This is a genomic window from Marivita sp. (genome assembly GCF_051251565.1).
GTDB lineage: Bacteria > Pseudomonadota > Alphaproteobacteria > Rhodobacterales > Rhodobacteraceae > Marivita.
Genome location: NZ_JBPOFB010000002.1, coordinates 342,244 through 368,227, shown reverse-complemented (window position 1 = coordinate 368,227; position 25,984 = coordinate 342,244). Strand labels below are relative to the sequence as shown.

The following is a 25,984-nucleotide window of genomic DNA, read 5'->3' as shown; positions in this document are numbered from 1 at the left end:
GATCATGACAACCAACACCCTCATCGCCCTTGTGGACGCATCGTCGTATGCAACAAGCGTCTGCCAGCACGCCGCGTGGATTGCCTCGCGCAACGGCTGGACCGTCAAACTCTACCACGTCATGGGTCGCCGCGACGCCATCGAAAACCAGGACCTGTCCGGCGCAATCCGTTTGGGGGCCCGCAGCGCGCTGCTCGCGCAATTGTCCGAACTGGACGCCGCCCGTGCAAAACTGTCCCACGAACATGGCCGCGCCATTCTTGAAGACGCCAAGGCGCTTATCCAGACCAACCGCGACATCGCGGTCGAGACCCGCCTGCGTCAGGGCGATCTGGTGGAAACCGTGGCCGACAAAGAAGGCAGCGGCGACATGATCGTCATCGGCAAGCGCGGTGAGGCAGCAGGCCTAGCCATGGACCATCTTGGCTCAAACCTAGAACGCATCGTCCGCGCCAGCCACAAACCCGTGTTCATCGCCAACCGCAGTTTTACCGATATCGAAACCGTGCTGGTCGCCTTTGACGGCGGCCCGTCATCCCTCAAATCCATCGACTATATCGCCCGCAGCCCGCTTTTTGCAGGGCTCAAGGTAACACTGGTTTTCGCGGGCAAAGACAGCCCTGCAATCCAGAAATCGCTGACCGATGCCACCGCGACACTCAGGGCCGGTGGCTTTGACGCCAAAATCCGTGTTGAAAACGGTGACCCCGAAAAGGTGCTTGCCGGGATCAGCGCCGAGGGCACACATGAACTGCTGGTCATGGGCGCGTATGGCCACAGCCGCGTCCGGTCCCTGCTCATCGGCTCGACCACCACCGAAATGCTCCGCTCCTGCAAGGTGCCGGTTCTCATCATGCGCTGAGGGGCACTGACTGCCGCATTGGCACGGCTGGCAGTCCGCACATGGCTGGTGTAACGTGATTGTCCTGAGTTATGGAAAAGCATGGGATGCTGGTAATTGGTTGGCAAGAGCGGGTGGACCTGCCCTTGCTTGGACTTACGAACCTGACGGCGAAAATTGACACGGGCGCGCGGACATCCGCGCTCCACGCGACCAATATCGCAGAGTTTGACCGCAACGGCGTGCCGTGGGTGCGGTTTCACTCGAAATTCAATGATGACACGCAAGACATCGACGTCGAGTGCCCGGTCCATGACCGCCGCGACATCACCAACACAAGCGGTGTGCCCGAAACACGTATCATCATTCGAACCAAGTTTCGCATCGAATCCCGTCTCTGGACCATTGACCTGTCACTGACAGACCGCAACGAAATGAAATTCCGCATGATCGTCGGACGCTCAGCCCTCAGACGACACACGATCCTCGTAAACCCCGGCAAGCGAAACCTGACCGAGCTTCGGCCAGTCACCCCCAGGAAAATAAGGACGCGCCCATGAAAATCGCCATGCTTGCCCGGAACCCCGATCTGTATTCCCACAAGCGCCTTGTCGAAGCCGCCGAGGCGCGCGGCCACGAGATTGACGTCATCAACACCCTGCGCTGCTATATGAACATCGCGTCGCGCAGGCCCGAGATTTACTACAACGGCGAAAAGCTCACCGGCTATGACGCCGTGATCCCACGCATCGGGGCGTCGGTCACGTTCTACGGCACCGCCGTTCTGCGCCAGTTCGAAATGATGGGCGTCTACCCCCTGAACGAAAGCGTCGCCATTGGCCGGTCGCGCGACAAACTCAGGTCGATGCAACTTTTGGCCCGCGATGGTGTCGGCCTGCCGGTCACCACCTTTGCCCATGACCCCAAACAAACCGAAGAGGTTCTCAAGGTCGCAGGCAGCGCGCCGCTGGTCATCAAACTGCTCGAAGGCACCCAAGGTCTGGGCGTGGTCCTTGCCGACTCAGACCGCTCGGCCAAATCGGTTGTCGAAGCGTTTCGCGCGACGGGCACCAACATCCTGATCCAGGAATTCATCAAAGAGGCCGGAGGCACCGATATCCGTGCCATCGTCATTGGCGGCAAGGTGATCGCCGCGATGAAACGCACCGGGGCCGAAGGCGAATTTCGCTCCAACCTGCACCGGGGAGGATCGGCGCAACTGGTCAAACTCTCTCCGGAAGAACGCTCAACCGCGATCCGGGCCGCGAAATCCATGGGGCTCAACGCCTGCGGTGTCGACATGCTGCGCGCCAATCACGGTGCCGTGGTGATGGAGGTGAACTCGTCCCCCGGTCTGGAAGGGGTCGAGAAAGCAACCGGACTTGATGTGGCGGGCAAGATGATCGAATTTCTGGAAAAGAACGCCAAACCCGGCAAAACCAAAACAAAGGGCAAAGGCTGATGCCACAACGGGCCGGATTTCACATCAACGGTCAAACCATCGCAGCCGGAACCAGCCGCACCGTTGACCTTCCTGTCAGCTCCCTGTCCGACCACACCCCCGTCACCATGTCGGCGCATGTGATCCACGGCAAGGTCGATGGTCCAACCGTCTTTGTCAGCGCTGGCATCCACGGCGACGAAGTGATCGGCATTGAGATTGTACGCCGCTTGCTCAAATCCACAGGCCTGCGCCGCCTCAAGGGCACGCTGCTTGTGGTGCCAATCGTGAACTCGTTCGGCTTTATCAACAAATCCCGCTACCTGCCCGACCGTCGTGACCTGAACCGCTCCTTTCCGGGCAGCGACACAGGCTCGCTTGCCGGGCGTCTGGCCCATCTGTTCCTGACCGAGATTGTCGCCCGCGCCGATATCGGCATTGACCTGCACTCTGCCGCGATCCACCGCACCAACTATCCGCAGGTACGCGTCTCGGCTGGCGATCCCCGCATGCGCGAATTGGCTGACGCGTTTGGCGCGCCCATCATCATGCAATCCCCGATCCGCGAAGGGTCTTTGCGGTGGGCTGCCAAGGAACTTGGCACCGATGTGGTGCTGTACGAGGGCGGCGAAGGCCTGCGCTTTGATGAGGTCTCGGCCCGCGCCGGTCTTGCGGGCATCCTGCGGGTTCTGCGCTCGCTCGACATGATTACGGCGCGCGGCGTGGCTGCCCCGAAATCGCCGCCGCAATTCTGCTCATCAAGCAAATGGCTCCGCGCGCCCATGGGCGGCCTGTTCCGCAGCCTGCGCGCGGATGGCAATCTGGTGCGCAAGGATGATGTCCTGGGACTGGTCTCTGATCCATTCGGCGAAAACGACACACCTGTCGCTGCCCCGTTCGAAGGCATCATCGTCGGACGCGCCGTCATGCCCGTGGTCAACGAAGGCGACGCAGTGTTTCACTTAGCGCGGATCGACTCGTACAAAAAAGCCAATGACCTTATGGACGATCATTCCGCGCAACTGGCCGATGACCCGATGTTCGACGAAGACGAGATCATCTGACCGTCAAGCAAGCCCAATCTCAGGACCGCAGCTTCTGCACCACCCAGATCACGACCATCGCGCCCAGAACGGCGCCGATCATCCCGGCCACCGCACCCGAAGCCACAAGCAACAGCCGGATCGCCATGCCACCGATCAACGCGCCTGCAACACCTATCATCACGGTTTGCAGCGTGCCCATTTCAACGCGCATGAACCGCGTTGCCAGAAATCCAGCCGCGGCACCAATAATCAGAAGGAATAAAACTGGCATCGCTTATTTCCTCCGCCGGTCCTTGACCGAGGACCTCCAATGCGTCGGCACGATAATCAGCGCCCCCAGCGACGAGGCAATCGCATTCAGGCCCGGCGAACCAAATCCGATGCCAAACATAATCCGCACGAAATAGGCCAGAAACGCCCCACCAACGCAGATGATGATGCTTTGCAGAATCCCGTTATTGGTGAAACCCGCCTTTTCAGAGATGTAACCGACGATCCCGGCGATCACGACGGTGCCCATAAGGATCATGAACATGGGTACTCTCCTAACAGCGTCCCCAAAGGAACCGCCATACCGCGCAAAAACGTGTCACTGTCCTGCGCACCTTTGCCAGCACGCTGTGCCCGAGTGATGGTAACCGCCCCGTCGCCGCATGCAATGGTCAACCTGTCATCCAGCACAGTTCCCGCCACACCCTGCGCCTGCGCCACACAACTGCCCAGCAGTTTGATCCGCTCCGCACCGATCATCGTCCACGCGCCCGGAAACGGCGACAGGCCCCGGATCAGGCGATCCACCTCGATCGCCGGACGCGCCCAATCAACCTTGGCCTCGGCCTTGTCGATCTTTGCTGCATAGGTCACGCCGTCTTCGGGTTGGATCTCTGGCGTCAAATCATCTAGCCTGTCCAACGCCTGCACGATCAGACCTGCACCCATCTGGCTCAGCCGGTCATGCAGACCGCCGGTTGTCTCTGTCGCGCCAATCGGCGTCGCGTCGCGCAGCAACACTGGCCCGGTGTCCAGCCCCGCCTCCATCTGCATGATGCAAATACCGGTCTGGACGTCACCGGCCATGATCGCACGATGAATAGGGGCCGCGCCGCGCCACCGTGGCAACAGCGACGCGTGGATGTTCAGACAGCCCCGTTTCGGCGCATCCAGAACCGCCTGCGGCAGGATCAGCCCGTACGCGACAACCACCGCAATATCCGCCCCCAGCGCCGCAAAATCGCGCTGCGCCGCGTCGGTGCGCAGGCTGGTCGGATGCCGCACCTCAAGCCCCAGCGCCTCGGCACGCGCCTGTACCGGCGTCGGTCGGTCCTTCTTGCCCCGCCCCGCAGGACGCGGGGGCTGACAATAGACAGCGGCAATCTCGTGCCCAGCGCCCACCAGCGCATCCAGAACCGGAACCGAAAAATCGGGCGTGCCCATGAAGATAACGCGCATGTCCTAGCCCTTCAGCTTTTTCGCGCGCTTGATGAGCATGTCGCGCTTGGTCTTGCCCAGGTGATCGAAATACATCTTGCCGTTCAAATGGTCGATCTGGTGCTGCACAGATGTGGCCCACAGGCCAACAAAATCCTGTTCATGCACCGCGCCGTCCACTCCGAGGAACCGCACAGTCACAGCGCGCGGACGCTCAATCGCGGCGAACACACCGGGCAGGTTCGGGCTGGCCTCTTCGTGCCAGCGCAAATGCACCGAAGAATGCAGCATCTCGGGGTTTGCCATCCGCACCGCGCGCCCCCGTTCCTCAGACGCATCCACAACGGCCAACCGCATCAGAACACCGATCTGGTTCGCCGCAAGACCAACACCGGGCATCGCCTCCATGGTGTCGATCATATCATCCCAGATCGCACGAACCTCGTCGGTGATCGCGTCCACCGGTGCCGCCACACTGCGCAAACACTGGCTTGGCCAAGGCAAGCATCGACGCACCGTCATGCAAGAGCCGCATATTCGGCTTCGAACCGCGCGCGAGCGTCCGGGGCCAGCCGGTCAAAGATCACCACGCCATTGAGATGGTCCAACTCGTGCTGGGCGCAGATCGCGGCAAACCCGGTCAGTACCTCTTGGTGCCGGACACCGGACAGATCGCTATAGGCCAGCGTGATCTCGGTCGGGCGCGTCACCTTGGCGGACACACCGGGGATCGACAGACAGGCCTCCGCCCCCTCCGCCACGCCCTCAGCCGCATGCAAAACGTCGGGGTTGATGCACACCAAGGGCGACCGATCCCCGTCTTTCCATGTCGGATCCATGACGAACACCCGTTGCATCAGACCCACCTGCGGCCCTGCCAAACCCCGGCCGGGTGCGGCATACATCGTGTCGAACAAATCGCGCACAACACCCGCCAACGCCACCACATCTGTCACCGGCGCACAGACCTGTGACAGGCGCGGGTCCGGCCACCGGACAATCGGCAAAACGCTCATGGCCGCGCCATCTCGCGCTTGAGCTTGACCATCTTGCGGGTGATCATCTGTCGCTTGAGCGGCTTGAGATAATCAATGAACAGCTTGCCGTTCAAATGGTCGATCTCGTGCTGCACACAGGTCGCCCACAACCCGTCGAATTCTTCTTCCTGCGGATTGCCCGCCTCGTCCAGCCACGCCACCGTGACCGCCTCGGGCCGGGTCACTTCGGCGTATTGATCCGGGATCGACAGGCAGCCCTCTTCATAGACGTTCACGTCCTCGGACAACGCGACGATCTCGGGATTGAACATCACCAAGGGGCGCGGCGCGGAATTTTCGTCCTTTTGGCAATCCAGCACGATCAACCGCGACAAGACACCGACCTGCGGCGCAGCAAGCCCGATGCCCGGCGCGTCATACATGGTTTCAAGCATGTCCTTGGCCAGCGCGCGCAGATCGTCCGACAAATCGGGCACTGGCGCGCAAGCTTTCTTAAGACGCGGGTCCGGGTGGATGAGGATCGGTAATTTCATGCAGGTGATTTAGGGCCAACGCGCCCGAATCGCAACGTGCCGCGCACAGGTTCCTCCATGCGCCAATGGATCGCGGCACCAGCAGGCATTTTCCACCCCCTGCCGTCTCACCGCGCGCACAGGCCACGCACTGCCACCACGACGCGTTTCACCCTTGCACCCAGAGGCAATGTGCCCAAGGAATAGACCACAATGACGGAGACAGCATGACCTATCAATTCAACACACCAAATGATCGCCGCGGCACCCATTGTTCCAAGTGGGACGTGCTGGAAAGCAAGTTCGACGTCCCGATGGAGGACGGCTTGGCCATGTGGACCGCCGACAGCGATTATCCGACAGCGCCCTGCGTGCTCAAAGCGCTGCAAGACGCGGTGGATCATGGCGTGTTTGGCTATTGGACCGACAACACCGACTATCACAACGCGATCCAGTGGTGGATGAAAACGCGCCACGGCTGGGACATCGACACCGACTGGATTCTCACCTCGCAGGGTCTTGGCAACGCCATCGCGCTTTGCCTTGATGTCTGGACCCAGCCGGGCGACCGCGTGGTCACCTTCAACCCGGTCTATCACGAATTCGAATTCAAGATCCGCCGCGCTGGCCGCGAGCCGGTGCAGATCGAGATGCCGCGTACCGGCGATACCTACCACCTCGATCTGGACGCCGCACAGGCGCAGTTGGACGGCACCGAGAAGATGCTGATTTTCTGCTCGCCGCAGAACCCGTCAGGCCGTATCTGGAGCGCCGATGAATTGCGCGCCGTGGCCGCGTTTGCCAAGCGCAATGACCTGATTATCGTGGCCGACGAGATCCACCATGATTTCATCTTCCCCGGCCACAGCTTCACCCCGTTTGATGTCGCCGCCCCAGACGCCCGCGACCGGACAGTGGTGCTCACCGCGTCGTCCAAAACGTTCAACATCGCGGGTCAAAAGACCGGCAACATGATCATCCCCGATGACATCCTGCGCGAAGCAATGCAGGCGCGGCTACGTTCGCTTGACTATTCCCCCAACGCGCTCGGCCTCAAGATGGTCACCGCCGCCTACACCCCGGAAGGGGCAGCATGGGTCGATGCTCAGATCGCCCATCTGGTGGAAATGAAGACACTCTTTGACGACGGCATCAACACGATCCCCGGTGTGCGATCCTTGCCTCTGACCTCGACCTACCTGGCATGGGTGGACTTTTCCGGCACCGGCATGAGCTTTGACGAAATCAGCCGCCGGGTCCGCAAGGACGCCCGCATCGCCCCCAGCCCCGGTCCCGAATTCGGCCCCGGCGGTGAAACCTTCCTGCGGTTCAATCTGGCCACCCAGCGCAGCCGCGTGGAAGAGGCCGTAGCGCGGTTGCAAACCGCCTTTGCGGACCTGCAATAGGTCTTCTCTGGTTCAATATATTTCGGGGTTTGGGGCAAAGCCCCAATCCTGCTCCTATCAGGCGCGCGGCGGCCGGGACTTGTAGACCGGCAGGCTCCAACCAAACGCGATGGAGCCAGCGCGCAAACCAAAGGTGAGTGCCGCAGAGCCAAGAATGGTCAGCGTCGGGCTGATGCCCAGCAGCGGCGCAAAGGCCACAACCGCCGCACCTGCGACCGCACAGGTCACGTAAAGCTCGCCTTGCTTGAGCACCAAGGGCACCTCGTTGGCGACCACATCGCGCATCAACCCGCCCAGACAGCCCGTGACCACACCCATCACCACGATGATCGCTGCACCTTGGCCCAGCGTTTCGGCAATCTGCGCGCCAGCGGCCACCGCAAAGGCCAGCGCAGCAGCGTCCAGCCACAGGATCGCTGTGTAGCGGCTCTCGATCAGATGCGCGGTGAAAAACACCAAAAACGCCGCCGCAAGGGCGACGCCCAGATAGGTGGGATCGGTCATCCAGAACACCGGGTTCCGGTCCAGCAGCACATCGCGCAACGTACCACCACCCACGCCGGTCAGAATGGCGAGAAAGGAAAAGCCGATGACATCAAGCTGCGCGCGGCTGGCGACCAACGCCCCGGTCAACGCAAAGACCAAAACCGCCGCATGGTCCAGCAGCGCAATAAGGGTCACGCCGCGCCTTTTTTGTAAGGCTTCATGCCCTCGCGCGCCAACTCATCGGCGCGTTCGTTCTCGGGGTGGCCGGCATGACCCTTGACCCATTCCCAGGTCACATCATGCCGTGCCTGCGCCTCGTCCAACCGCTGCCACAACTCGACATTCTTGACCGGCTTCTTGTTCGCGGTCTTCCAACCATTGCGCTTCCAGCCAAAGATCCACCCGGTAACCCCGTTCTTCACATACGCACTGTCGGTCACAATGGTCAGCTTTGACGGTCGCGCCAGCGTTTCAAGCGCGTGGATCGCCGCCAGCAATTCCATCCGGTTGTTGGTGGTGTTCGCCTCTCCGCCGCACAACGTGCGTTCCTTGACGATCGCGTCACCGTCCTTGGCCTGCATCAGCACACCCCACCCTCCGGGTCCGGGGTTTCCGGAACAGGCTCCGTCAGTATAGGCGTAAAGATCAGGCATGGGCAGTTACAGATATCCAGTCAGCATCTTCGCCGCTTAGCCCTTTGTCGCGCCCGCGTCGAGTGTCCCCGGTTGTAAATCCGGCCTCGGCCAAGAACGCCGTCAGCTCAGCTTCGGTGTAATAGGTATACATTCGGTTGATGCTGTCCCGATGCGCGCCGGTGCCTTCCTTGACCGCGATATGAAACAGGCCGCCGGGCCGCAATGATGCGTGGATGGCCGCCAAATGGCGCGGCATGTCACCGCGCGCCGCGTGCAACAGGCTGAAATTGGCCCAGACCCCATCGTAAACCGCCCTGCCCGAAATATCGTCAAACGTCGCAACCCGCGCGGTCACACCGTCGATCTCTGATGCAAGCCGGATCATCTCGACCGACGCGTCCACCGCGTCGACCACACAGCCTGCATGCACCATGTGCCGCGCCGAGGTGCCGGGACCGCAGCCCAGATCAAGCACCCGCGCGCCATGGGGCAGCCCCGCGATGAAGGCCGCCAAGGTATCGCTCGGCGTGTTGGACGGCTCTAGTTTGGCATAATCCCGCGCCCGCGCATCATAAACCGCGATGGTGTCCCGATCGGTCACAGAAACACCCCCACAGACAGGCAGGCCACCACCAGTGCGGTCAACAGCATCCGCAAGGACATCCACCATTTTGGAGCAAGCCCCCATGTCCAGAACGCGTAATCCAGCACCAGAAGTCCCACAAACCCGAAGAGCAGATTGGTGCCCGCCGACACCGGTCCACCCCCGGTCATGAAAAACGCCCAAAGCGCCGGGATCACCGACAGCGCATAGCCCGTCGCCGCCTGACCGCCCTGCGCCTTGGTGGCAAAGCCCCAAAGCACGCCAGACATAAAGCTGAGAATCACCATGCCGTAGGACAGTTGCACATAGGGCCCGATGAACCTTGGCCCAAGCGTATCCAAGCCCCATTGCGACGCCGGATCAGACAGCAACGTGATCGCCCCCCAGACAAACGGGATCACCCCGGCAAGGCCAAGGATCAGGGCGGAACGGGGGATCTGGGTCATGTGCGGTCCATTGCTTGCAACGTGTCGCGCGACATAGCTCAGGCGCGCTCCAGCGCCAACCGTCCCGCCAAAGCAGCAAAGAGGGCGGCAGCACGCGAGGTCAGCAGGAATTGAGGCAACAGCATCACGACTCCTCTCTTGGGTGTGCGCCCATGACGCTATACATTTGTGTCCCAATGATCTAGACGCGCGCTTTGGCCCACTGACGGGCCCCAGACACAAAGAAGACGACACACGTGAAAAAAGCCCTGCAAGACGCCCTTGATGCCCGTGGATATGAAACGCTGACCCCTGTTCAGGAGGCAGTGCTGAATCCCGGCTATGTGGGGGCCGACCTTTTGGTCTCGGCCCAGACCGGATCGGGCAAGACACTGGGCTTTGGCCTCGCCATCGCGCCGACCATCCTTTCAGATGAAAGTTTTGGGCCCGCAGGCGCGCCGCTGGCGCTGGTGATCGCACCTACCCGCGAACTGGCCTTGCAGGTCAAACGCGAACTGGCATGGCTCTATGCGCAGGCCGGCGTTGTCATGGCCTCGACCGTAGGCGGCATGGACATGCGCGATGAACGCCGCGCGCTCGAACGCGGAACGCATATCGTGGTTGCCACACCGGGCCGTCTGCGCGACCACATCACACGCGGGTCCATCGACCTGAGCCAGTGTCGCGCCGTTGTGCTGGACGAAGCCGACGAGATGCTAGACCTCGGTTTCCGCGAAGACCTCGAATTCATCCTTGGCGAAGCGCCTGACGACCGTCAGACGCTGCTGTTCTCGGCCACCGTGCCGCCGCAGATCGCCAAGCTGGCCAAAAGCTACCAGCGCGACGCGATCCGTGTGGTCACCAAGTCCGAAACCAGCCAGCATGCCGATATTGCCTATCGTGCGATGATGGTGGCCGACCGTGACACCGACAACGCCGTCATCAACACGCTGCGCTTTTACGAGGCCCCCAACGCCATCGTTTTTGCAAACACCCGCGCGATGGTGAACCGCCTGACAACCCGCCTGTCCAATCGTGGTTTTCAGGTTGTGGCGCTCTCGGGCGAACTGTCTCAGACCGAACGCACCCACGCGCTGCAAGCCATGCGCGACGGGCGGGCGCAGGTCTGTGTGGCCACCGACGTCGCAGCGCGCGGCATTGACCTCCCGAACCTTGATCTGGTGGTCCATGCCGAACTGCCGTCGAACCACGAAACCCTGCTGCATCGCTCGGGCCGCACGGGCCGCGCCGGGCGCAAGGGTGTGTCCGCGCTGATCGTGACACCGAAGGTGCGCAAAAAGGCCGAACGCATCCTCGGCATGGCCAAGCTGAAATCGGAATGGGGGGCTGCCCCCTCTGCCGAAGAAGTGCTGGAACGTGACGAAGACCGGATGTTCGCCGATCCCGCATGGGACACCCCGGTTTCTGAATTCGAAGAAACCGTTGTGACCCGCCTCGTGTCCGAAAAAACGCCGGAACAGATCGCCGCGGCCTATCTGCGCATGTTCCGCGAACAGCACACAGCGCCCGAAGAACTGTCTGATCCGGGCACCAAACCCGCCAAGCGCGAAGAATTCGGTGCAAGCGTCTGGTTTGCCGTCTCCGGTGGCCGTGCTGCGGATGCTGAACCCCGCCGCATTCTGCCCATGGTCTGTGGTGCTGGCGATCTGAGCAAGGACGACATTGGCGCGATCCGCATCCAGCAGGATCATTCGCTGGTACAAATCAAGGAATCCTCGGTCGCACGATTCCTCAATGCCGTTGGCCCCGAGATGCAGCTGGAAAAGGGCGTGACCCTGACCCGCCTCGACAAGGCGCCGGATTTTGATCGCGGCGCACGCCCCTCGGGCAACAGCGGCCCCCGCCCCGAACGCAAACCCTACCGCGATGGCCCCAAGCCCGAGCGCAAACCCTATGGCGATGCCCCGCAAGCCGCAGCACCCGCCGAACGCTCGGAACCCTCTGAGGCCCCGGTGAAATCAAACCCGTCATCGGCCCCGATTGACTGGAACGACGCACCCGCACCACGGGTGAAAAAGCCCAGACCAGCGGATCGCAAAGACAGCAAACCCGGTGGCAAGCCCGCCGGGAAATACGCGGGCAAATCCGACGGTCCGTCACGGGATCGCAAGCCCTATCAGGGCAAATCTGACGGCCCGGCGCGTGACCGCAAACCCTATGGCGACAAGCCCGGTGGCGAACGCCCGCCGCGTCGCGCGGAAAACGAATTTCAGGCGCAGCCCTACAAAGGCAAAGGCAAGCCCAAAGGCCCGCCCCCGCCCGAAGGCCGCCCCGACAGCAAGAAAAACATCGCCCGCGCCGCAGCGCGCGACAATGCGGGCGACCCGTCGCAAAGCATGCGCAAACCCCGCACAGGTGCTGGCAAACCCGCCGGTAAATTCGGCGCAAAGCCGGGTGGAAAACCGGGCGGCAAGCCCGGTGGAAAGTTCGGCGGCAAACCGGGTGGGAAACGCTAAACCTGTAGGGTGTGTGCTTTGCACGCACCTTTTCCGTCAGCCCCCTGATGCAAGGCGCGGCCCAGTTCGGAAGAAACTGACGTCATTCGTAAAGGTCGTCTCAGGCTGTAGTCGGATCAGACGGCCATCTGGATCGTCGATGCAGGCCACTGTTTCGATGAACCATGCGTTCCAAGTGGGCTCGGGGCCTAAGTAGCGATTCAACAATCGACGGAACAGGTCCGGGTTCATCTTTTCGACGGTCGCACGCCCGCGATACCCAAGATGCCGAAGGATGCCCCCGGCGTTGTCGTATTGCACGATTTCGACAGAGACGCGCGGATCGGCAGAGACACGCTTGGTCGACGCATTGTCTTTGCTGCCCAGCATCCACAAGGCGTTGTCTTCCCAATGAAACCAGACCGGCGCGTTTCGTGGGCTACCGTCTGAGGCTAACGTGGCAAGGTTTGCCATGAGCGGAAGTTGTAGGATGTCGTCTGGCGGAAAAGGCGTTTTCATGCAGGTTCGCGCAACACCCGCGGCACTTTGAACTCCACGTTCTCTACCGCCGTTTCGACCATCTCAATCGTCACATCAAACCGGTCTCGGAACGCGTCGATCACCTCGGTGATCAGCTCTTCCGGGGCACTGGCGCCCGCAGTGATACCCATGCTGGTGATCCCCTCAAGCGCGCGCCAATCTATATCCGGCGCGCGCTGGACAAGCTGGGAATAGGAACATCCCGCCTTGCTGCCCACCTCGACCAGACGTTTGGAGTTCGACGAATTGGGCGCACCCACAACCAGCATCGCGTCGCATTTCGGGGCCATCGCCTTGACCGCCTCCTGACGGTTGGTCGTGGCGTAACAGATGTCTTCCTTGTGCGGACCAACGATCATCGGGAACCGCGCCTGCAAAGCCGCGACGATGTCGATGGTGTCGTCCACGCTGAGCGTCGTCTGAGTGACAAAAGCCAACCGCGCAGGATCCCGCACCTGAACAGTGGCCACATCCTCGACCGTTTCGACAAGCAGCACTTCCCCTTCGGGCAATTGCCCCATCGTGCCCACGGTTTCGGGATGGCCTTCGTGACCGATCATGATCATCTGCAAGCCATTCTCGTGATGCCGCGCCGCCTCGATATGGACCTTGCTCACCAGCGGGCAGGTCGCATCGACATAGATCATTTCGCGCTTGGCAGCCTCGGCGGGCACGGCCTTGGGCACGCCATGGGCGGAAAAGATCACCGGGCGGTCATCGGGACACTCATCCAGTTCCTCGACAAACACCGCGCCCTTGTCACGCAGCGAATCCACCACGTATTTGTTGTGCACGATTTCGTGGCGCACATAGACAGGAGCCCCCCATTTCTGAAGCGCCAGTTCGACGATCTTGATCGCGCGGTCCACACCGGCGCAGAAACCGCGCGGCGCGGCAAGGTATAGGGTCAGGGGCGGTTTGGTCATGTCTGTCTCCGTCTTGTCCAAGACCTAAAGCCTCAGGGCGCGCGTTTCCAGTAGAATGCTGCGGTCACTTAGCCGTGACTTGACCTTCCCGCACCGGAAGGCCGGACAGACCGAAACAGAATTCGGAGGATACTGCGTGAAGAAGATCGTTGTGGCCAGCATGACCCTCGCTGCCGCCCTTGCCGGAGCTGTGTTCATTGGTCCGGTCTGGACCCAGGGACAAACCGCCCAGACCTTGCCCTATACCGACCCGGTGCGCGTGGCCGAAGGGGCTGCCCTCTACGGAACATATTGTGCAAGTTGCCATGGTGCTGACCTCGAAGGGGAACCCGATTGGCAAAGCCGCGATGCCGATGGCTATTTGCCCGCCCCGCCCCATGACGCCACAGGCCACACATGGCACCACGACACAGCGTTGCTCACCCGGATCGTGCGCGACGGGACCGAGGCGATTGTCGGCGGCACCTACAGATCGAACATGATCGGGTTCGGCGACGTCATGACCGACAACGAGATCGTGTCTGTGCTGGCCTATATCAAAAGCACCTGGCCCGCTGAGGTTCAGGACATCCACACCGAGATCGACGCACGCGCGCTCCCGTAGCGCCGCGCTACGTCGCGTTTGAGGCTTGCCACAAAGCCAGGTTGGGGGCATGGCAAACACATGCGCCTGACTGACTTTATCCGCGCCAATGCGCCCTTTCTGACAGCAGGAGCCCTGCTGACCTTTCTGTCGTCCTTTGGTCAGACCTATTTCATCTCGCTCTTTGCAGGCGAAATCCGCCTGAGCTTTGACCTGACTCATGGGGCGTGGGGCGGCATCTACATGATCGGGACAATGGCGTCGGCGGCGGTGATGGTCTGGGCGGGCGGTCTCACCGATCTGTTCCGCGTGCGCCTTCTTGCCCCCATCGTGCTGATCGGACTGGCCATTGCCTGTCTGGCAATGGCCTTCAACCCGTGGGTCTGGGCCTTGCCGGTCATCATCTTTGCGCTGCGGCTTTTTGGGCAGGGCATGTGTTCACATATCGCTGTGGTTGCCATGGCCCGCTGGTTTGTCGCCACGCGCGGGCGGGCGCTGTCAATCGCATCATTGGGTTTTGCCTTGGGCGAAGCGCTGGTTCCAATGGCCGTGGTCGCAGCGATGAGCGTGGTTGCGTGGCAAAACATCTGGATACTGGGCGCGGTGATCTGCCTGTGTGCCCTGCCGGTTCTGGCCCGGCTGCTGGCACAGGAACGCACCCCGGCGTCCCACGCCGCAACAGACGTGTCCGTCGGCATGCAGGGCCACCACTGGCGGCGGATGCAGGCGCTGCGGCATCCGCTCTTTTGGTGCATGGTGCCCGCCGTTCTTGGGCCATCCGCCTTCAACACCGCGTTCTTCTTTCACCAGGTCCATGTGGCCGAGGTAAAGGGCCTTGAGCATCTGGTCTTTGTGAGCTTCTTTCCGCTTTACACTGCCATCGGCATCGCCGCGATGGTGCTGTCGGGATGGGCGCTGGACAAGCTGGGCACAGCACGGCTGACCCCCTATTACCAACTGCCGATGGTTGCCGCGTTCCTGATCTTTGGGCTGACCCGTAGCCCGCTTGGGCTGGTTGTCGGGTTTGTGTTTCTGGGTTTGACCTCTGGCGCGAATGCCACGCTGCCCAACGCGTTCTGGGCCGAATTCTACGGCACCGCACATATCGGATCGATCAAGTCGATGGCGACAGCGGTGATGGTGCTGGGATCAGCGATTGGGCCGGGCCTCACCGGCCTGTTGATCGACCTTGGCGTCGGGATTGAAACGCAGTTCATCGGCATCGCCGCGTTTTTCGTCGGCACGACCGTTTTCATGAACTGGGGCATATCCCGCGCCGCCCGAGACCTGCCGACAGCAACCACAGATACCGACCTTAGAAGGCCGCAGCCGTGATCATCGCCACAACGATATAGCGGATGGTTTTGGCAATGCTGATCAGCAGGAAAAACAGCCAGATATTCGTCCGCATGACCCCAGCCACAATCGTCAGCGCGTCGCCCAACGGAGCCCAGCTGAACAACAAGGTCCACACGCCCCATTTCTGGTACCACGCACGGGCGCGCTCCAACTGGGTTTCGGACACCGGAAACCAGCGACGTCCGCGATAGCGCTCCAGAACCCGACCCAAACCGTAGTTCAGGCCAGACCCCAGAATATTGCCAACGCTGGCGAACAGGATGATCCACTCGATTGCGATATCGCCCCGCAATTGCAGCGCAATAAACACGATCTCTGATTGGAAGGGCAGGATGGTTGCTGCACCAAACGCCACCACGAAGAGCCCGCTCAGCGCGAGAAGATCACTCCACATGGGCCATCAGGTGCTGGGCCACAGTTACTCCTGCTCGGCCGCGACCGGTTCGCGCTCGGGCATCGGATCACGCGGCGGACGGCCGATGACGTCACGCAGCTCGTCAAGTTCGATGAAGTTGTCGGCCTGACGGCGCAGTTCATCCGCGATCATCGGCGGTTGGCTTCGGATGGTGGACACCACCGACACGCGCACGCCCTTGCGTTGCAGACTTTCGACCAGAGGCCGGAAATCGCCATCGCCAGAGAACAGAACGATATGATCCACGTGATCGGCCAATTCCATGGCATCGACCGTCAGCTCGATATCCATGTTGCCCTTGACCTTGCGGCGGCCTTGGCTGTCGGTATATTCCTTGGCCGGTTTCGTCCGCATGTTGAAGCCGTTGTAATGCAGCCAATCCACCAAGGGGCGAATCGGCGAATACTCGTCATTTTCCAGCAGGGCGGTGTAATAAAATGCGCGCAGCAACTTGCCACGCCGCACAAACTCTTGGCGCAGCAGCTTGTAGTCAATGTCAAACCCAAGTGACTTTGCCGCCGCGTAGAGATTGGAACCATCAATAAACAGCGCCAATCGCTCGTCTTTATAGAACATGAATTGAGCCTTTCAAAAATAGGTGCGACCGGGCCGACTTGCGGGAGTGGTGGTCCGAAGTTGTATGGCAAAGCCGCGAGGGGTGATTTAATGATTCAAAGTAGCACCGCAAGGTGCGAATTCCGGTCACCATCTCATATATGACAACTTTATGAACGAGTTTTACGTCGCCTTAGGAGCTAATTTGCCAACCAGCAATCATCCGCCTAGTGTAACACTCCGGGCGGCGATTGCGGCAATTGGTCAAGAAAATATAGAGGTTGTGGCGGTCAGCCCATTTTACCAGACGCCCTGTTTTCCGCCCGGCGCAGGCCCCGATTACGTAAATGCCGCAGCCTATCTAAAGTCGCCAACCTCACCTAAAGACATGCTAAACAAACTTCACAAAATCGAAGCGTCGTTCGGCAGGGAACGCAAGCAACGCTGGGGCATGCGGACGCTTGATCTTGACCTGATCGCCTGTGGCGATTTGGTCATGCCCGACCGCGACACCTACTCCCACTGGCACCACCTTGCGCCCGAAGCCCAGCGCACGGCGGTCCCGGACGATCTGATCCTGCCCCACCCCAGACTACAGGACCGCGCATTTGTCCTTGTGCCGCTGCGCGATATTGCGGCACAGTGGCGCCATCCGGTTCTCAAACTGACCGTGACCGAGATGTGCACTGCGCTCTCGCCAGAGGATCTGGCCGAGATTCGTATGCTTGGTGCCTGATATCGACTTGTATTCGCGCAATTGCAGATATATCTGTCAGTCTCTCAAAGGCTGCCCGATGAATTGGAGTTCCCATGGCCCGCGTCACGGTTGAAGATTGCGTTGATAAAGTCCCAAATCGTTTTGAGCTGGTGATGCTTGCTGCACATCGCGCGCGCGAAGTGACCGCTGGTGCGGCCATCACCGTTGATCGTGACAACGACAAGAACCCGGTTGTTGCACTGCGCGAGATTGCAGACGAAACTCAGTCGGCAGACGAACTTCGTGAACGTCTGATTGAATCGAATCAGACCCAGATCGAAGTGGACGAACCGGAAGAAGACGCAATGGCGTTGCTCATGGGTGCAGAACCCGACAAGCCCGCCGAAGATGACCTCTCCGAAGAAAAGCTGCTGCGCGCTTTGATGGAGGCGCAAGGTCAGGGCTAACGTGGCCTGCCGTGATGTGGGCCGCATGAAAATGAGGCGCCGATGATCGCGGCTGACGACCTTGTTGCGCTTGTCCGCAACTACAACCCGAAAACCAACGAGGCGCTGATCCGCGCGGCCTATGAATATGGCCGCGCCATGCATGAGGGTCAGTTCCGACATTCGGGTGAACCGTATTTCTCGCATCCTGTCGCGGTCGCTGCAATTCTGACCGAACAGCAGCTTGATGATGCCACCATTATCACCGCGTTGCTGCACGACACTATCGAAGATACCAAATCCACTTATGCCGAAGTTTCTACCCGCTTTGGCAAAGAAGTGGCCGAATTGGTCGATGGGGTCACCAAGCTGACCAATCTTCAGCTCTCGAGCTCTGAAACCAAGCAGGCCGAGAATTTCCGCAAGCTGTTCATGGCAATGTCCAAGGACCTGCGGGTCATTCTGGTCAAACTTGCCGACCGTTTGCACAACATGCGCACCATCAAGGCGATGCGCCCGGAAAAGCAGGCACAAAAAGCCCGCGAAACCATGGATATCTTTGCGCCACTGGCCGGGCGCATGGGGATGCACTGGATGCGCGAGGAACTGGAAGACCTCGCGTTCCGCGTGCTCAACCCCGAAGGCCGCGCAAGCATCATCCGCCGCTTTATCACGCTGCAAAAGGAAACCGGCGACGTCATTCACCGGATCACCGGCGATATGCGCACCGAGTTGGAAAAAGCCGGGATCGAGGCAGAGGTGTTTGGCCGCGCCAAAAAGCCCTATTCGATCTGGCGCAAGATGCAGGAAAAAGAAATCGGGTTCTCCCGTCTTTCCGACATCTACGGTTTCCGCATCATCACCCGCTCCAAGGCCGATTGTTATGCCACCCTGGGCGTCATCCACCAACGCTGGCGGGCGATTCCCGGACGGTTCAAGGATTACATCTCTGAACCCAAACAGAACGGCTATCGATCAATCCACACCACCGTGTCGGGCCGCGATGGCAAGCGGGTCGAGGTGCAGATCCGCACCCGCCAGATGCACGATGTGGCCGAAACCGGCGTCGCCGCGCATTGGTCCTACCGTGACGGTGTGCGCAGCGAAAACCCCTTTGCCGTCGATCCCGCGAAATGGGTGGCATCCCTTACCGAACAATTCATCGGCGAAGACGATCACGAGGATTTCCTTGAGGCGGTGAAGCTCGAAATGTACCCCGACAAGGTGTTCTGCTTCACCCCCAAGGGGGATGTTGTGAAACTGCCGCGCGGGGCGACGCCGCTGGATTTTGCCTATGCGATCCACACCCGGATCGGATCGGGCTGCGTCGGCGCCAAGGTTGACGGCATTCGCGTGCCGCTCTGGACCCGGCTCAAGAACGGGCAATCCGTTGATATCGTTACCGCCGAGGGCCAGACCCCACAGGCGACGTGGCTCGACATTGCCACCACCGGCAAGGCGAAATCCGCGATCCGCCGCGAACTGCGCGAAGCCGGGCGCGAACGCTTTGCGCAACTGGGCCGCGAACTCGCGCGCTCTGCGTTTGAAAACGTTGGCAAGAAAGCCAGCGACAAAGTGCTTGAGATGGCCGCCCGCAACCTTCGGATACCCGACGCACAGGAATTGCTGGCCCGTCTGGGCAGCGCCGAAATGTCCGCCCGCGATGCAGTCGCCGCCGTTTATCCCGACCTTGCCCCGGCCGCGCAGGACTTTATCGAAATGCAAAGCGCTGTAATCGGCCTTGATCACGATCAGGCCTTTGTCCGCGCGCCCTGCTGTCAGCCGCTTCCCGGCGAACGCATTGTCGGCATCGTACAGCGGGGCAAAGGCGTGACCGTTCACTCGATCGATTGCGGCGCGCTGGCAGCGTTCGAAGACCAACCCGCCCGCTGGCTTGACCTGCATTGGGAAACCGGGAACCACCCGCCCATCTATGCCGTTTCCCTTGAACTCACCATTGGAAACGACGCGGGCGTGCTGGGACGGATTTGCACATTGATCGGCGAGAAAAAGGCCAATATCTCGGACCTGAACTTTGTGGATCGCAAACCTGATTTTTACAAACTGCTTCTGGATATCGACCTGAGGGATGCCAATCATCTGCATGCGGTCATGTCGGCGCTCGAAGCGGAAAGTGATGTTGCGTCTGTGGTGCGGCGGCGGGATCCCGCATTGACCACCCAAGCGGCTGCGGCCGAATAGGAAGATCGAAGGGACGCGAGTTGGTATTCAAACGGCGGGACAGGCGATCGATCCTGAACACCCTCCGCGAGGCGCTTTGGCCCCGCGGCGGATGGGGACGTGCCGCCCGTTATGTCCAGCACCGCCTGAACCGCCTGCCCGATCCACCCGAACGCATCGCGCGCGGCATCTTTGCCGGTGTTCTGACAACATTCACCCCGTTCTATGGCATGCATTTTGTGGCGGCGGGACTCATTGCTTTGGTCATGCGGGGCAATATCCTTGCCGCGCTGCTGTCGACATTCTTTGGCAACCCGCTGACCTATGTGCCGATCAGCGTTGCGTCACTCCAGACCGGGTATTGGTTGCTGGGCATGGGCGAAATCCGGCACGCCCATGGCAGCATTGGCTACAAATTTGCCAAGGCGGGCGAAGACCTTTGGCGCAACTTCCTTGCGATCTTCACAGAAGACACGGCCAATTGGGAAGGGCTGGGCCTCTTTTATGACGAGGTGTTCTTTCCATGGCTGGTGGGCGGTATCCTGCCGGGCATTTTCTGCGGGCTGATCTGTTACTACCTCTCCGTACCGCTGATCCGCGCCTACCAGAACCGCCGCAAGGGTGCGCTCAAGGCCAAGCTGGCATCGTTGAAGAAAAAGAAGAAACAGGCTGACGACAAGGCAGCGGCGGACTAGGTTCCGCCTCAGGTATGGAGGCGACAATGACGGAACATGCGACCGAATATGCAGGCCGCTTGCGGCTGGGCGTGAATATCGACCACGTGGCAACCCTGCGCAACGCGCGCGGCGGGGCTCTTCCCGATCCGGTGCGCGCGGCGCAATTGGCCGAAGAGGCCGGAGCCGACGGCATCACCGCGCATCTGCGCGAAGACCGCCGCCACATCATCGACAGCGACATTGATCGCCTGATGGACACCCTGCGTGTGCCATTGAATTTCGAGATGGCCGCGACAGACGAAATGCAGAAAATCGCCCTGCGGCACAAACCCCACGCGGTGTGCATCGTGCCCGAAAAGCGCGAGGAACGGACCACCGAAGGCGGGCTTGAAGTGGCGCGGGACGAAGCCAAGCTGGCACGCTACATCGCCCCGCTGCGCGAGGCCGGGTGCCGGGTGTCGATCTTTATCGCCGCTGACGAACGCCAGATTGCCGCAGCGCACCGGATCGGCGCGCACGTGATCGAGCTGCACACGGGGGCCTATTGCGATGCCCATGCCGAGGGCGATTTCCAAACCCGCGACCGCGAGCTGGAAATGATGCGGGAGATGTCGGCCTATGCCCATGCGCTTGGTCTTGAGGTGCACGCGGGCCATGGCCTTAACTACGACACCGTTGCTCCGATTGCCGCCTTTCCCGAAGTGGTTGAACTGAACATCGGCCATTTCCTGATCGGCGAATCCGTGTTTCGCGGGCTTGGCCCGGCCATCACCGAAATGCGCCAGCTGATGGACGCCGCGCGCGCATGATGCGACGGGCGGCGCATCGGTGGGACACCTGATGTCACACAAGCTGGGCACGATCCTTGCGGTTGTGATCGCCGTGATCGCATGTGTCGTGCTGGAAACCGCGCGCTGGGGTGTGATCCACACCGCCACCCATGTCGGCGACACCCCGGTCACAACGTTGGAGCGCCGCGATGCGGACGGGCCGCATGTGGTCATCGCGCACGGCTTTGCCGGATCGCGCGAGATGATGCAGGGCTACGGGCTGACCCTCGCGCAGGCGGGCTACCGGGTGCATATGTTCGACTTTGAAGGCCACGGCGCGCATCCCTTGCCGATGTCCGGCGATGTGACCCGGATCGACGGCACCACGCAACGGCTGATGACGCAAACGCTTGCGGTGATTGACGATGTGGCCGACGACGAAAGGCCCGTCGCGCTTTTGGGTCATTCAATGGCGACAGACGTGCTGGTGCGGGTGGCTGACGTGTCGGACCGCACCGGACCTTTGGTGCTGCTTTCAGCGTTTTCGCAAGCGGTGACCGCGACGTTCCCGCAGGACATGCTGCTGATCTCGGGCCAGTGGGAACCACCCTTGCGAGACTTTGGCCTGCGCGCCACCCGGATGGTCGACCCGGATGCGGTTGAGGGCGACATTGCCCAAGCCGCAGGCGTGATCCGATCGGCACAGGTGGCACCCTTTACCGAGCATGTTGCAATCCTTCAATCACGCGCAGGCCGGGCAGAGGCGTTGGCTTGGCTGAACCGCGCGTATGGGCGGGACACCACCGCCGCAGTGCCGCCCACCGGCTGGGCGTTTCTGGCGCTCATGGCTGCGATCACCGTGCTGGCCGCGCCCATTGCGCGCCTGATCACCCGGCCCACCGACCTGCCTGCAAAACCGGACCTGCCGATGCGGACATTCGCCGCTGTGCTGATCGCGCCGATGCTGCTTGCCCCCGGTGTGGCCAGCCTGTTCGAGATCAATCTTTTGCCAGTGTTGGTGGCAGAGTATCTGGCAATCCATCTGGGGCTTTACGGGCTGTGCACCTTGCTCATGCTACGCTTGATGAATAAGGCGCTGCCTGTGAGCCGCATCCAACCCCTTGCGCTGGTTGGACTGTGCGTCTGGGGCATCGGCGTGTTTGGTTTTGCGCTGGACCGCTATGGCGCGAACTTCTTTCCGGTGCCCGAGCGGTTGCCGATCATTGCCGCCCTCGCCCTTGGTGCGGTGCCGTTCATGGTGGCCGACGCGATGCTGGCATGGAAAGCGTCGATCTGGCGGCGCATCGCCTCGCGGGGCGCGCTGCTTGTATCGCTGGGCATCGCCGTTGCGCTGGATTTCGAGGGGCTGTTTTTCCTCATCATGATCGCGCCGGTGATTGTGCTTTTCTTTCTGGTGCACGGCGCGATGGGCCGCGCCTTTGGCAAACAGGCGGGGCCCTTGACGGCAGGGCTTGCCTTGGGTCTGATCCTCGCTTGGGCGCTTGGCGTCAGCTTTCCGATGTTTGCCGCCTGAGGGACATGACATGATCATCGGCATCGGCACCGATCTGGCCAATATCGACCGCATCGCAGCCACGCTGGCCCGGTTCGGCGACCGCTTTCGCAACCGCGTGTTCACCGAGACCGAACAGCGCAAGGCCGAGCGCCGCCGCGATGTGGCGGGCACCTATGCCAAACGCTGGGCCGCGAAAGAGGCGTGCTCCAAGGCGCTTGGCACCGGCCTGCGCATGGGAATTGCCTGGAAAGACATGTCCGTGCGCAATCTACATACCGGCCAGCCGGTGATGGAGGTCACAGGCTGGGCCAAAACGCGGCTTGAGGCGCTGACCCCGCCGGGGCACGAGGCCATCATTCATGTCACGCTGACCGACGATCATCCATGGGCGCAGGCCACCGTACTGATCGAGGCGCGGCCCGTGGCCGAACCGGGTGGCCAAAAACTTGCCCATGGGCAAGATCTACCATAGGTTGTTGATTCAGCACGGTTCTTGGGAATCCGTCTGCACAGCCCCGTACCAGACCCGACACGCGCGGGCGCGCTTGGCTTGACACCCGCGCCGCCCCCGCTCATGTAGCGCGGGACAGTCGAGCAAAAGGCAGGAAAATGGCGTCTGAACCCCAGAAAAGCGGCGGGATCGTCGAGACGATCAAAACCATCCTCTATGCCCTTTTGATCGCAGGCGTCTTTCGGACGCTGTTTTTTCAGCCATTCTGGATTCCGTCGGGGTCGATGAAGGACACGTTGCTGATCGGGGATTTCCTGTTCGTGAACAAGATGGCCTATGGCTATTCCTATTCGTCCTGCCCATCGCTGTACCTGCCCCAATTCGGCATCAACGTTGATTCAACAGACCTGTGCGGCTGGGCCGATGGCGACAACACCCGCCTGTTCGGATCGGAACCCGAGCGCGGGGATGTCGCGGTGTTCCGCCATCCTGTGTCGGGCCGTGATTTCATCAAGCGCGTGATTGGCCTGCCCGGCGACACAGTGCAGATGGTGCGCGGCGTGCTCCACCTCAACGGCAACCCGGTTGAGCTGGTGCAACAGCCCGACTTTGAAGAAACCGCATCCCCGCAAGGTCCGCAGGGATTGCGCCCGCGCTGTGCCAATGGGCCGGTCGGCACCGGAGGCACATGCATCAAGGAACGGTTCCTTGAAACGCTGCCCAACGGCACGACCCACTCGATCCTGAACATCGGCAATCAGGGGTCTGACAATACCCCGGTCTATACCGTACCCGAAGGCCATTATTTCATGATGGGCGACAACCGCGACAATTCCTCGGACAGCCGTGTGCCAAGCGTTGCGGGCGGTGTCGGCTTTGTGCCGTTCGAAAACCTCGTGGGCAAGGCAAACCGGGTGATGTTCTCGTCTGCGGGATCATCCATGCTGTTTTTCTGGACATGGCGCAGCGACCGCTTTTTCGAGAAAGTCGAGTAGTGAAGCTCGCGGCGGATCTGCAAGCGCTGAGCACGCGTTTGGGGCATCGGTTCAGACGCCCCGAATTGCTCGTGCGCGCGGTCACGCATTCATCGCGGTCGGGCGTCAACCGCGAAGACAACCAGCGGCTTGAGTTTCTGGGCGACCGGGTGCTTGGCCTTGTCATGTCCGAGGCGCTTTTGGCCGAAGACACCTCTGCCTCTGAAGGGCAGCTTGCGCCGCGGTTCAACGCGCTGGTGCGCAAGGAAACCTGCGCCGAAGTGGCCCGCGAGATTGATCTGGGGGACGCTCTCAAACTGGGGCGCTCCGAGATGCTGTCGGGGGGCCGCCGCAAGCAGGCGCTTTTGGGTGACGCGATGGAAGCAGTCATTGCCGCCGTCTACCTGGATGCCGGGTTCGACACCGCGCGGGATATCGTTCTGCGGCTTTGGGGCAACCGCATCGGATCGGTCAAGGAAGACGCCCGCGACGCCAAGACCGCGTTGCAGGAATGGGCGCAGGCGCGGGGTATGCCGCCGCCCGCCTATATTGAGACATCCCGCGACGGGCCGGACCATGCACCGAACTTTGTGATCCGTGCCCGGCTGGACAATGGCCAATCCGCCGAAGCGCGCGCCGGGTCCAAGCGGCAGGCCGAACAGGCCGCGGCCAAGGCGCTTTTGGCGCTTGTCGAAACGGACCAGCCTTGAGCGATAACCTTCGAGGCAGCCTGTTCATGGTTTTGGCCATGCTGGGTTTCGCCATAGAGGACGCGTTTTTCAAAGCGGCCACGGGCACGGGCGATGTGTCGGCAGGTGTTGGCACGATGCTTTTTGGGGTGTTTGGCACCGGGTTTTTCGTGCTCTACGCGCTTTGGTCCCGCGAAAAGCTGGTCAGCCACGCCTACATCGAAGGGCCCCTTTTGATCCGGTCGGCGTTTGAGATCCTCGGACGCCTGTTCTTTGCACTGAGCCTCGCCTTTGCGCCGCTGTCGACCACATCAGCGATCTTGCAGGCCGCGCCTTTGGTGGTGACGCTGGGTGCGGTGCTTGTTCTCAAGGAACAGGTCGGCTTGCGCCGGTGGGTGGCGATGGGGGTCGGGTTTTTCGGCGTTCTGCTGATCCTGCGCCCCACGCCTTCGGGCTTTGACGCGACGGCGATCTTCGCGGTGTTGGGCATGATTGGCTTTGCAGGCCGCGATCTCATGACCCGCGCCAGCCCCCCCGAGGTGTCGGCAACGCAACTGGGCATTCTGGGCTTTGTGATGGTATTTATCGCCGGTGTGGTGATCACCCTGTTCGAGGAAGCCCCGCTGGCCGCACCAAGCCTGCCCGCGCTGACCTTGTTGATGGGCACCGGATTGGCCGGGTTGGTGGGGTATAGCGCGCTGACCAAGGCGATGCGCACAGGCGAAGTGTCGGTTGTGGCCCCGTTCCGGTATTCGCGCCTTTTGATCGCGCTGGTGTTTGCCTATTTCATCTTTGGCGAACGCCCCGATGCGATGACCCTGATCGGAGCGGCCTTGATTGTCGGCAGCGGCGTCTACACTCTTGTGCGCAGCGGGCGCAAAGTCGGGGCTGGTTCTGTGCCGCGATCTCGCGTATGACGCCGGACTT

At 61.2% G+C, this 25,984-nt stretch carries 32 protein-coding genes; 18 read left to right on the top strand and 14 right to left on the bottom strand.

Annotation, left to right across the window (positions count from 1 at the left end; translation table 11 throughout):
* The first annotated feature begins 4 nt into the window (after nt 1-4).
* The 4 genes from ACSHXH_RS04295 (at nt 5) to ACSHXH_RS04280 (ending at nt 3,346) form a co-directional block, all read left to right on the top strand.
* A complete protein-coding gene (locus ACSHXH_RS04295) occupies nt 5-862 on the top strand; it encodes a universal stress protein (RefSeq protein ID WP_435670531.1) in 858 nt (285 codons plus the stop codon).
* Between the two features lie 86 nt (nt 863-948).
* Nucleotides 949-1,401: an ATP-dependent zinc protease family protein gene (locus ACSHXH_RS04290; RefSeq protein ID WP_435670530.1), complete on the top strand. Its 453-nt coding sequence runs from the start codon at nt 949-951 to the stop codon at nt 1,399-1,401.
* Entirely contained in the window at nt 1,398-2,303 is a 906-nt protein-coding gene (gene rimK, locus ACSHXH_RS04285) for a 30S ribosomal protein S6--L-glutamate ligase (RefSeq protein WP_435670529.1), read from the top strand. The genes ACSHXH_RS04290 and rimK overlap by 4 nt, the downstream gene beginning before the upstream one ends.
* Nucleotides 2,303-3,346, top strand: coding sequence for a succinylglutamate desuccinylase/aspartoacylase family protein (locus ACSHXH_RS04280; protein WP_435670528.1), 1,044 nt, complete (start codon nt 2,303-2,305; stop codon nt 3,344-3,346). The genes rimK and ACSHXH_RS04280 overlap by 1 nt, the downstream gene beginning before the upstream one ends.
* A 19-nt stretch (nt 3,347-3,365) precedes the next feature.
* Here the strand turns inward: ACSHXH_RS04280 and ACSHXH_RS04275 are convergent, their stop codons facing one another.
* The 6 genes from ACSHXH_RS04275 to def (ACSHXH_RS04250) are packed head-to-tail and all read right to left on the bottom strand — an operon-like array spanning nt 3,366 to nt 6,287.
* Entirely contained in the window at nt 3,366-3,599 is a 234-nt protein-coding gene (locus ACSHXH_RS04275; protein ID WP_435670527.1) for a GlsB/YeaQ/YmgE family stress response membrane protein, read from the bottom strand.
* A gap of 3 nt (nt 3,600-3,602) precedes the next feature.
* Nucleotides 3,603-3,863 (bottom strand): hypothetical protein, encoded by a 261-nt coding sequence (locus ACSHXH_RS04270; protein WP_435670526.1) that lies wholly within the window; start codon nt 3,861-3,863, stop codon nt 3,603-3,605.
* On the bottom strand, nt 3,854-4,777 hold the full coding sequence (fmt, locus tag ACSHXH_RS04265) for a methionyl-tRNA formyltransferase (protein ID WP_435670525.1): 924 nt from the start codon (nt 4,775-4,777) through the stop codon (nt 3,854-3,856). Before fmt ends, ACSHXH_RS04270 begins: the two co-directional genes overlap by 10 nt.
* Nucleotides 4,778-4,780: 3 nt before the next feature.
* Nucleotides 4,781-5,278, bottom strand: a complete 498-nt coding sequence (def, locus tag ACSHXH_RS04260) for a peptide deformylase (protein ID WP_435670524.1) — start codon at nt 5,276-5,278, stop codon at nt 4,781-4,783.
* Nucleotides 5,275-5,772: a peptide deformylase gene (gene def, locus ACSHXH_RS04255; RefSeq protein WP_435670523.1), complete on the bottom strand. Its 498-nt coding sequence runs from the start codon at nt 5,770-5,772 to the stop codon at nt 5,275-5,277. Before def (ACSHXH_RS04255) ends, def (ACSHXH_RS04260) begins: the two co-directional genes overlap by 4 nt.
* Nucleotides 5,769-6,287, bottom strand: a complete 519-nt coding sequence (gene def / locus ACSHXH_RS04250; protein WP_435670522.1) for a peptide deformylase — start codon at nt 6,285-6,287, stop codon at nt 5,769-5,771. Before def (ACSHXH_RS04250) ends, def (ACSHXH_RS04255) begins: the two co-directional genes overlap by 4 nt.
* A gap of 206 nt (nt 6,288-6,493) precedes the next feature.
* Between def (ACSHXH_RS04250) and ACSHXH_RS04245 the strand changes: the two genes are divergently transcribed.
* Entirely contained in the window at nt 6,494-7,672 is a 1,179-nt protein-coding gene (locus ACSHXH_RS04245; RefSeq protein ID WP_435670521.1) for a MalY/PatB family protein, read from the top strand.
* Nucleotides 7,673-7,729: 57 nt separating this feature from the next.
* On the opposite strand, the gene ACSHXH_RS04240 is transcribed toward ACSHXH_RS04245, so the two are convergent.
* From ACSHXH_RS04240 to ACSHXH_RS04225, 4 genes are read right to left on the bottom strand one after another with little or no spacing between them, the layout of a single operon-like run.
* Nucleotides 7,730-8,353 carry a trimeric intracellular cation channel family protein gene (locus ACSHXH_RS04240; RefSeq protein ID WP_435670520.1) on the bottom strand — a complete coding sequence of 208 codons (624 nt, stop codon included), beginning with the start codon at nt 8,351-8,353 and terminating at the stop codon, nt 7,730-7,732.
* On the bottom strand, nt 8,350-8,811 hold the full coding sequence (rnhA, locus tag ACSHXH_RS04235) for a ribonuclease HI (protein WP_435670519.1): 462 nt from the start codon (nt 8,809-8,811) through the stop codon (nt 8,350-8,352). Before rnhA ends, ACSHXH_RS04240 begins: the two co-directional genes overlap by 4 nt.
* Complete coding sequence (locus ACSHXH_RS04230; RefSeq protein ID WP_435670518.1) at nt 8,804-9,394, bottom strand: class I SAM-dependent DNA methyltransferase; 591 nt, start codon at nt 9,392-9,394, stop codon at nt 8,804-8,806. Before ACSHXH_RS04230 ends, rnhA begins: the two co-directional genes overlap by 8 nt.
* On the bottom strand, nt 9,391-9,843 hold the full coding sequence (locus tag ACSHXH_RS04225; RefSeq protein ID WP_435670517.1) for a DUF3429 domain-containing protein: 453 nt from the start codon (nt 9,841-9,843) through the stop codon (nt 9,391-9,393). Before ACSHXH_RS04225 ends, ACSHXH_RS04230 begins: the two co-directional genes overlap by 4 nt.
* 236 nt (nt 9,844-10,079) lie before the next feature.
* Here ACSHXH_RS04225 and ACSHXH_RS04220 point away from each other — a divergent pair, with 236 nt between their 5' ends.
* Entirely contained in the window at nt 10,080-12,299 is a 2,220-nt protein-coding gene (locus ACSHXH_RS04220) for a DEAD/DEAH box helicase (RefSeq protein ID WP_435670516.1), read from the top strand.
* A 36-nt stretch (nt 12,300-12,335) separates the two neighbouring features.
* Here ACSHXH_RS04220 and ACSHXH_RS04215 read toward each other — a convergent pair whose 3' ends face one another.
* On the bottom strand, nt 12,336-12,797 hold the full coding sequence (locus ACSHXH_RS04215; RefSeq protein WP_435670515.1) for a pyridoxamine 5'-phosphate oxidase family protein: 462 nt from the start codon (nt 12,795-12,797) through the stop codon (nt 12,336-12,338).
* On the bottom strand, nt 12,794-13,744 hold the full coding sequence (gene ispH / locus ACSHXH_RS04210) for a 4-hydroxy-3-methylbut-2-enyl diphosphate reductase (protein ID WP_435670514.1): 951 nt from the start codon (nt 13,742-13,744) through the stop codon (nt 12,794-12,796). The genes ACSHXH_RS04215 and ispH overlap by 4 nt, the downstream gene beginning before the upstream one ends.
* 136 nt (nt 13,745-13,880) lie before the next feature.
* Here ispH and ACSHXH_RS04205 point away from each other — a divergent pair, with 136 nt between their 5' ends.
* Nucleotides 13,881-14,348 (top strand): c-type cytochrome, encoded by a 468-nt coding sequence (locus ACSHXH_RS04205; RefSeq protein ID WP_435670513.1) that lies wholly within the window; start codon nt 13,881-13,883, stop codon nt 14,346-14,348.
* 60 nt (nt 14,349-14,408) lie between these two features.
* The gene (locus tag ACSHXH_RS04200; protein ID WP_435670512.1) at nt 14,409-15,662 is read left to right on the top strand and encodes an MFS transporter; all 1,254 of its coding nucleotides are present in this window, start codon (nt 14,409-14,411) and stop codon (nt 15,660-15,662) included.
* Here the strand turns inward: ACSHXH_RS04200 and ACSHXH_RS04195 are convergent.
* On the bottom strand, nt 15,643-16,080 hold the full coding sequence (locus ACSHXH_RS04195) for a YqaA family protein (protein WP_435670511.1): 438 nt from the start codon (nt 16,078-16,080) through the stop codon (nt 15,643-15,645). The two genes, ACSHXH_RS04200 and ACSHXH_RS04195, sit on opposite strands and share 20 nt — an antisense overlap.
* 24 nt (nt 16,081-16,104) lie before the next feature.
* Nucleotides 16,105-16,677, bottom strand: coding sequence for an NYN domain-containing protein (locus tag ACSHXH_RS04190; protein WP_435670510.1), 573 nt, complete (start codon nt 16,675-16,677; stop codon nt 16,105-16,107).
* 151 nt (nt 16,678-16,828) lie between these two features.
* Between ACSHXH_RS04190 and folK the strand changes: the two genes are divergently transcribed.
* From folK to ACSHXH_RS04140, 10 genes are all read left to right on the top strand, one after another.
* Entirely contained in the window at nt 16,829-17,392 is a 564-nt protein-coding gene (gene folK / locus ACSHXH_RS04185) for a 2-amino-4-hydroxy-6-hydroxymethyldihydropteridine diphosphokinase (protein WP_435670509.1), read from the top strand.
* A 74-nt stretch (nt 17,393-17,466) separates the two neighbouring features.
* Nucleotides 17,467-17,820 (top strand): DNA-directed RNA polymerase subunit omega, encoded by a 354-nt coding sequence (gene rpoZ / locus ACSHXH_RS04180; RefSeq protein WP_435670508.1) that lies wholly within the window; start codon nt 17,467-17,469, stop codon nt 17,818-17,820.
* Nucleotides 17,821-17,862: 42 nt separating this feature from the next.
* Nucleotides 17,863-20,001, top strand: a complete 2,139-nt coding sequence (locus ACSHXH_RS04175) for a RelA/SpoT family protein (RefSeq protein WP_435670507.1) — start codon at nt 17,863-17,865, stop codon at nt 19,999-20,001.
* Nucleotides 20,002-20,021: 20 nt separating this feature from the next.
* Entirely contained in the window at nt 20,022-20,675 is a 654-nt protein-coding gene (locus ACSHXH_RS04170) for a DUF2062 domain-containing protein (RefSeq protein WP_435670506.1), read from the top strand.
* 26 nt (nt 20,676-20,701) lie between these two features.
* On the top strand, nt 20,702-21,466 hold the full coding sequence (locus ACSHXH_RS04165) for a pyridoxine 5'-phosphate synthase (protein WP_435670505.1): 765 nt from the start codon (nt 20,702-20,704) through the stop codon (nt 21,464-21,466).
* 31 nt (nt 21,467-21,497) lie between these two features.
* Entirely contained in the window at nt 21,498-22,961 is a 1,464-nt protein-coding gene (locus ACSHXH_RS04160) for an alpha/beta hydrolase (RefSeq protein WP_435670504.1), read from the top strand.
* 10 nt (nt 22,962-22,971) lie between these two features.
* A complete protein-coding gene (gene acpS / locus ACSHXH_RS04155) occupies nt 22,972-23,415 on the top strand; it encodes a holo-ACP synthase (protein WP_435670503.1) in 444 nt (147 codons plus the stop codon).
* A 137-nt stretch (nt 23,416-23,552) separates the two neighbouring features.
* On the top strand, nt 23,553-24,389 hold the full coding sequence (gene lepB, locus ACSHXH_RS04150; RefSeq protein ID WP_435670502.1) for a signal peptidase I: 837 nt from the start codon (nt 23,553-23,555) through the stop codon (nt 24,387-24,389).
* Nucleotides 24,389-25,078, top strand: a complete 690-nt coding sequence (rnc, locus tag ACSHXH_RS04145) for a ribonuclease III (protein ID WP_435670501.1) — start codon at nt 24,389-24,391, stop codon at nt 25,076-25,078. Before lepB ends, rnc begins: the two co-directional genes overlap by 1 nt.
* Complete coding sequence (locus ACSHXH_RS04140) at nt 25,075-25,974, top strand: DMT family transporter (RefSeq protein ID WP_435670500.1); 900 nt, start codon at nt 25,075-25,077, stop codon at nt 25,972-25,974. The genes rnc and ACSHXH_RS04140 overlap by 4 nt, the downstream gene beginning before the upstream one ends.
* Nucleotides 25,975-25,984 lie beyond the last annotated feature (10 nt).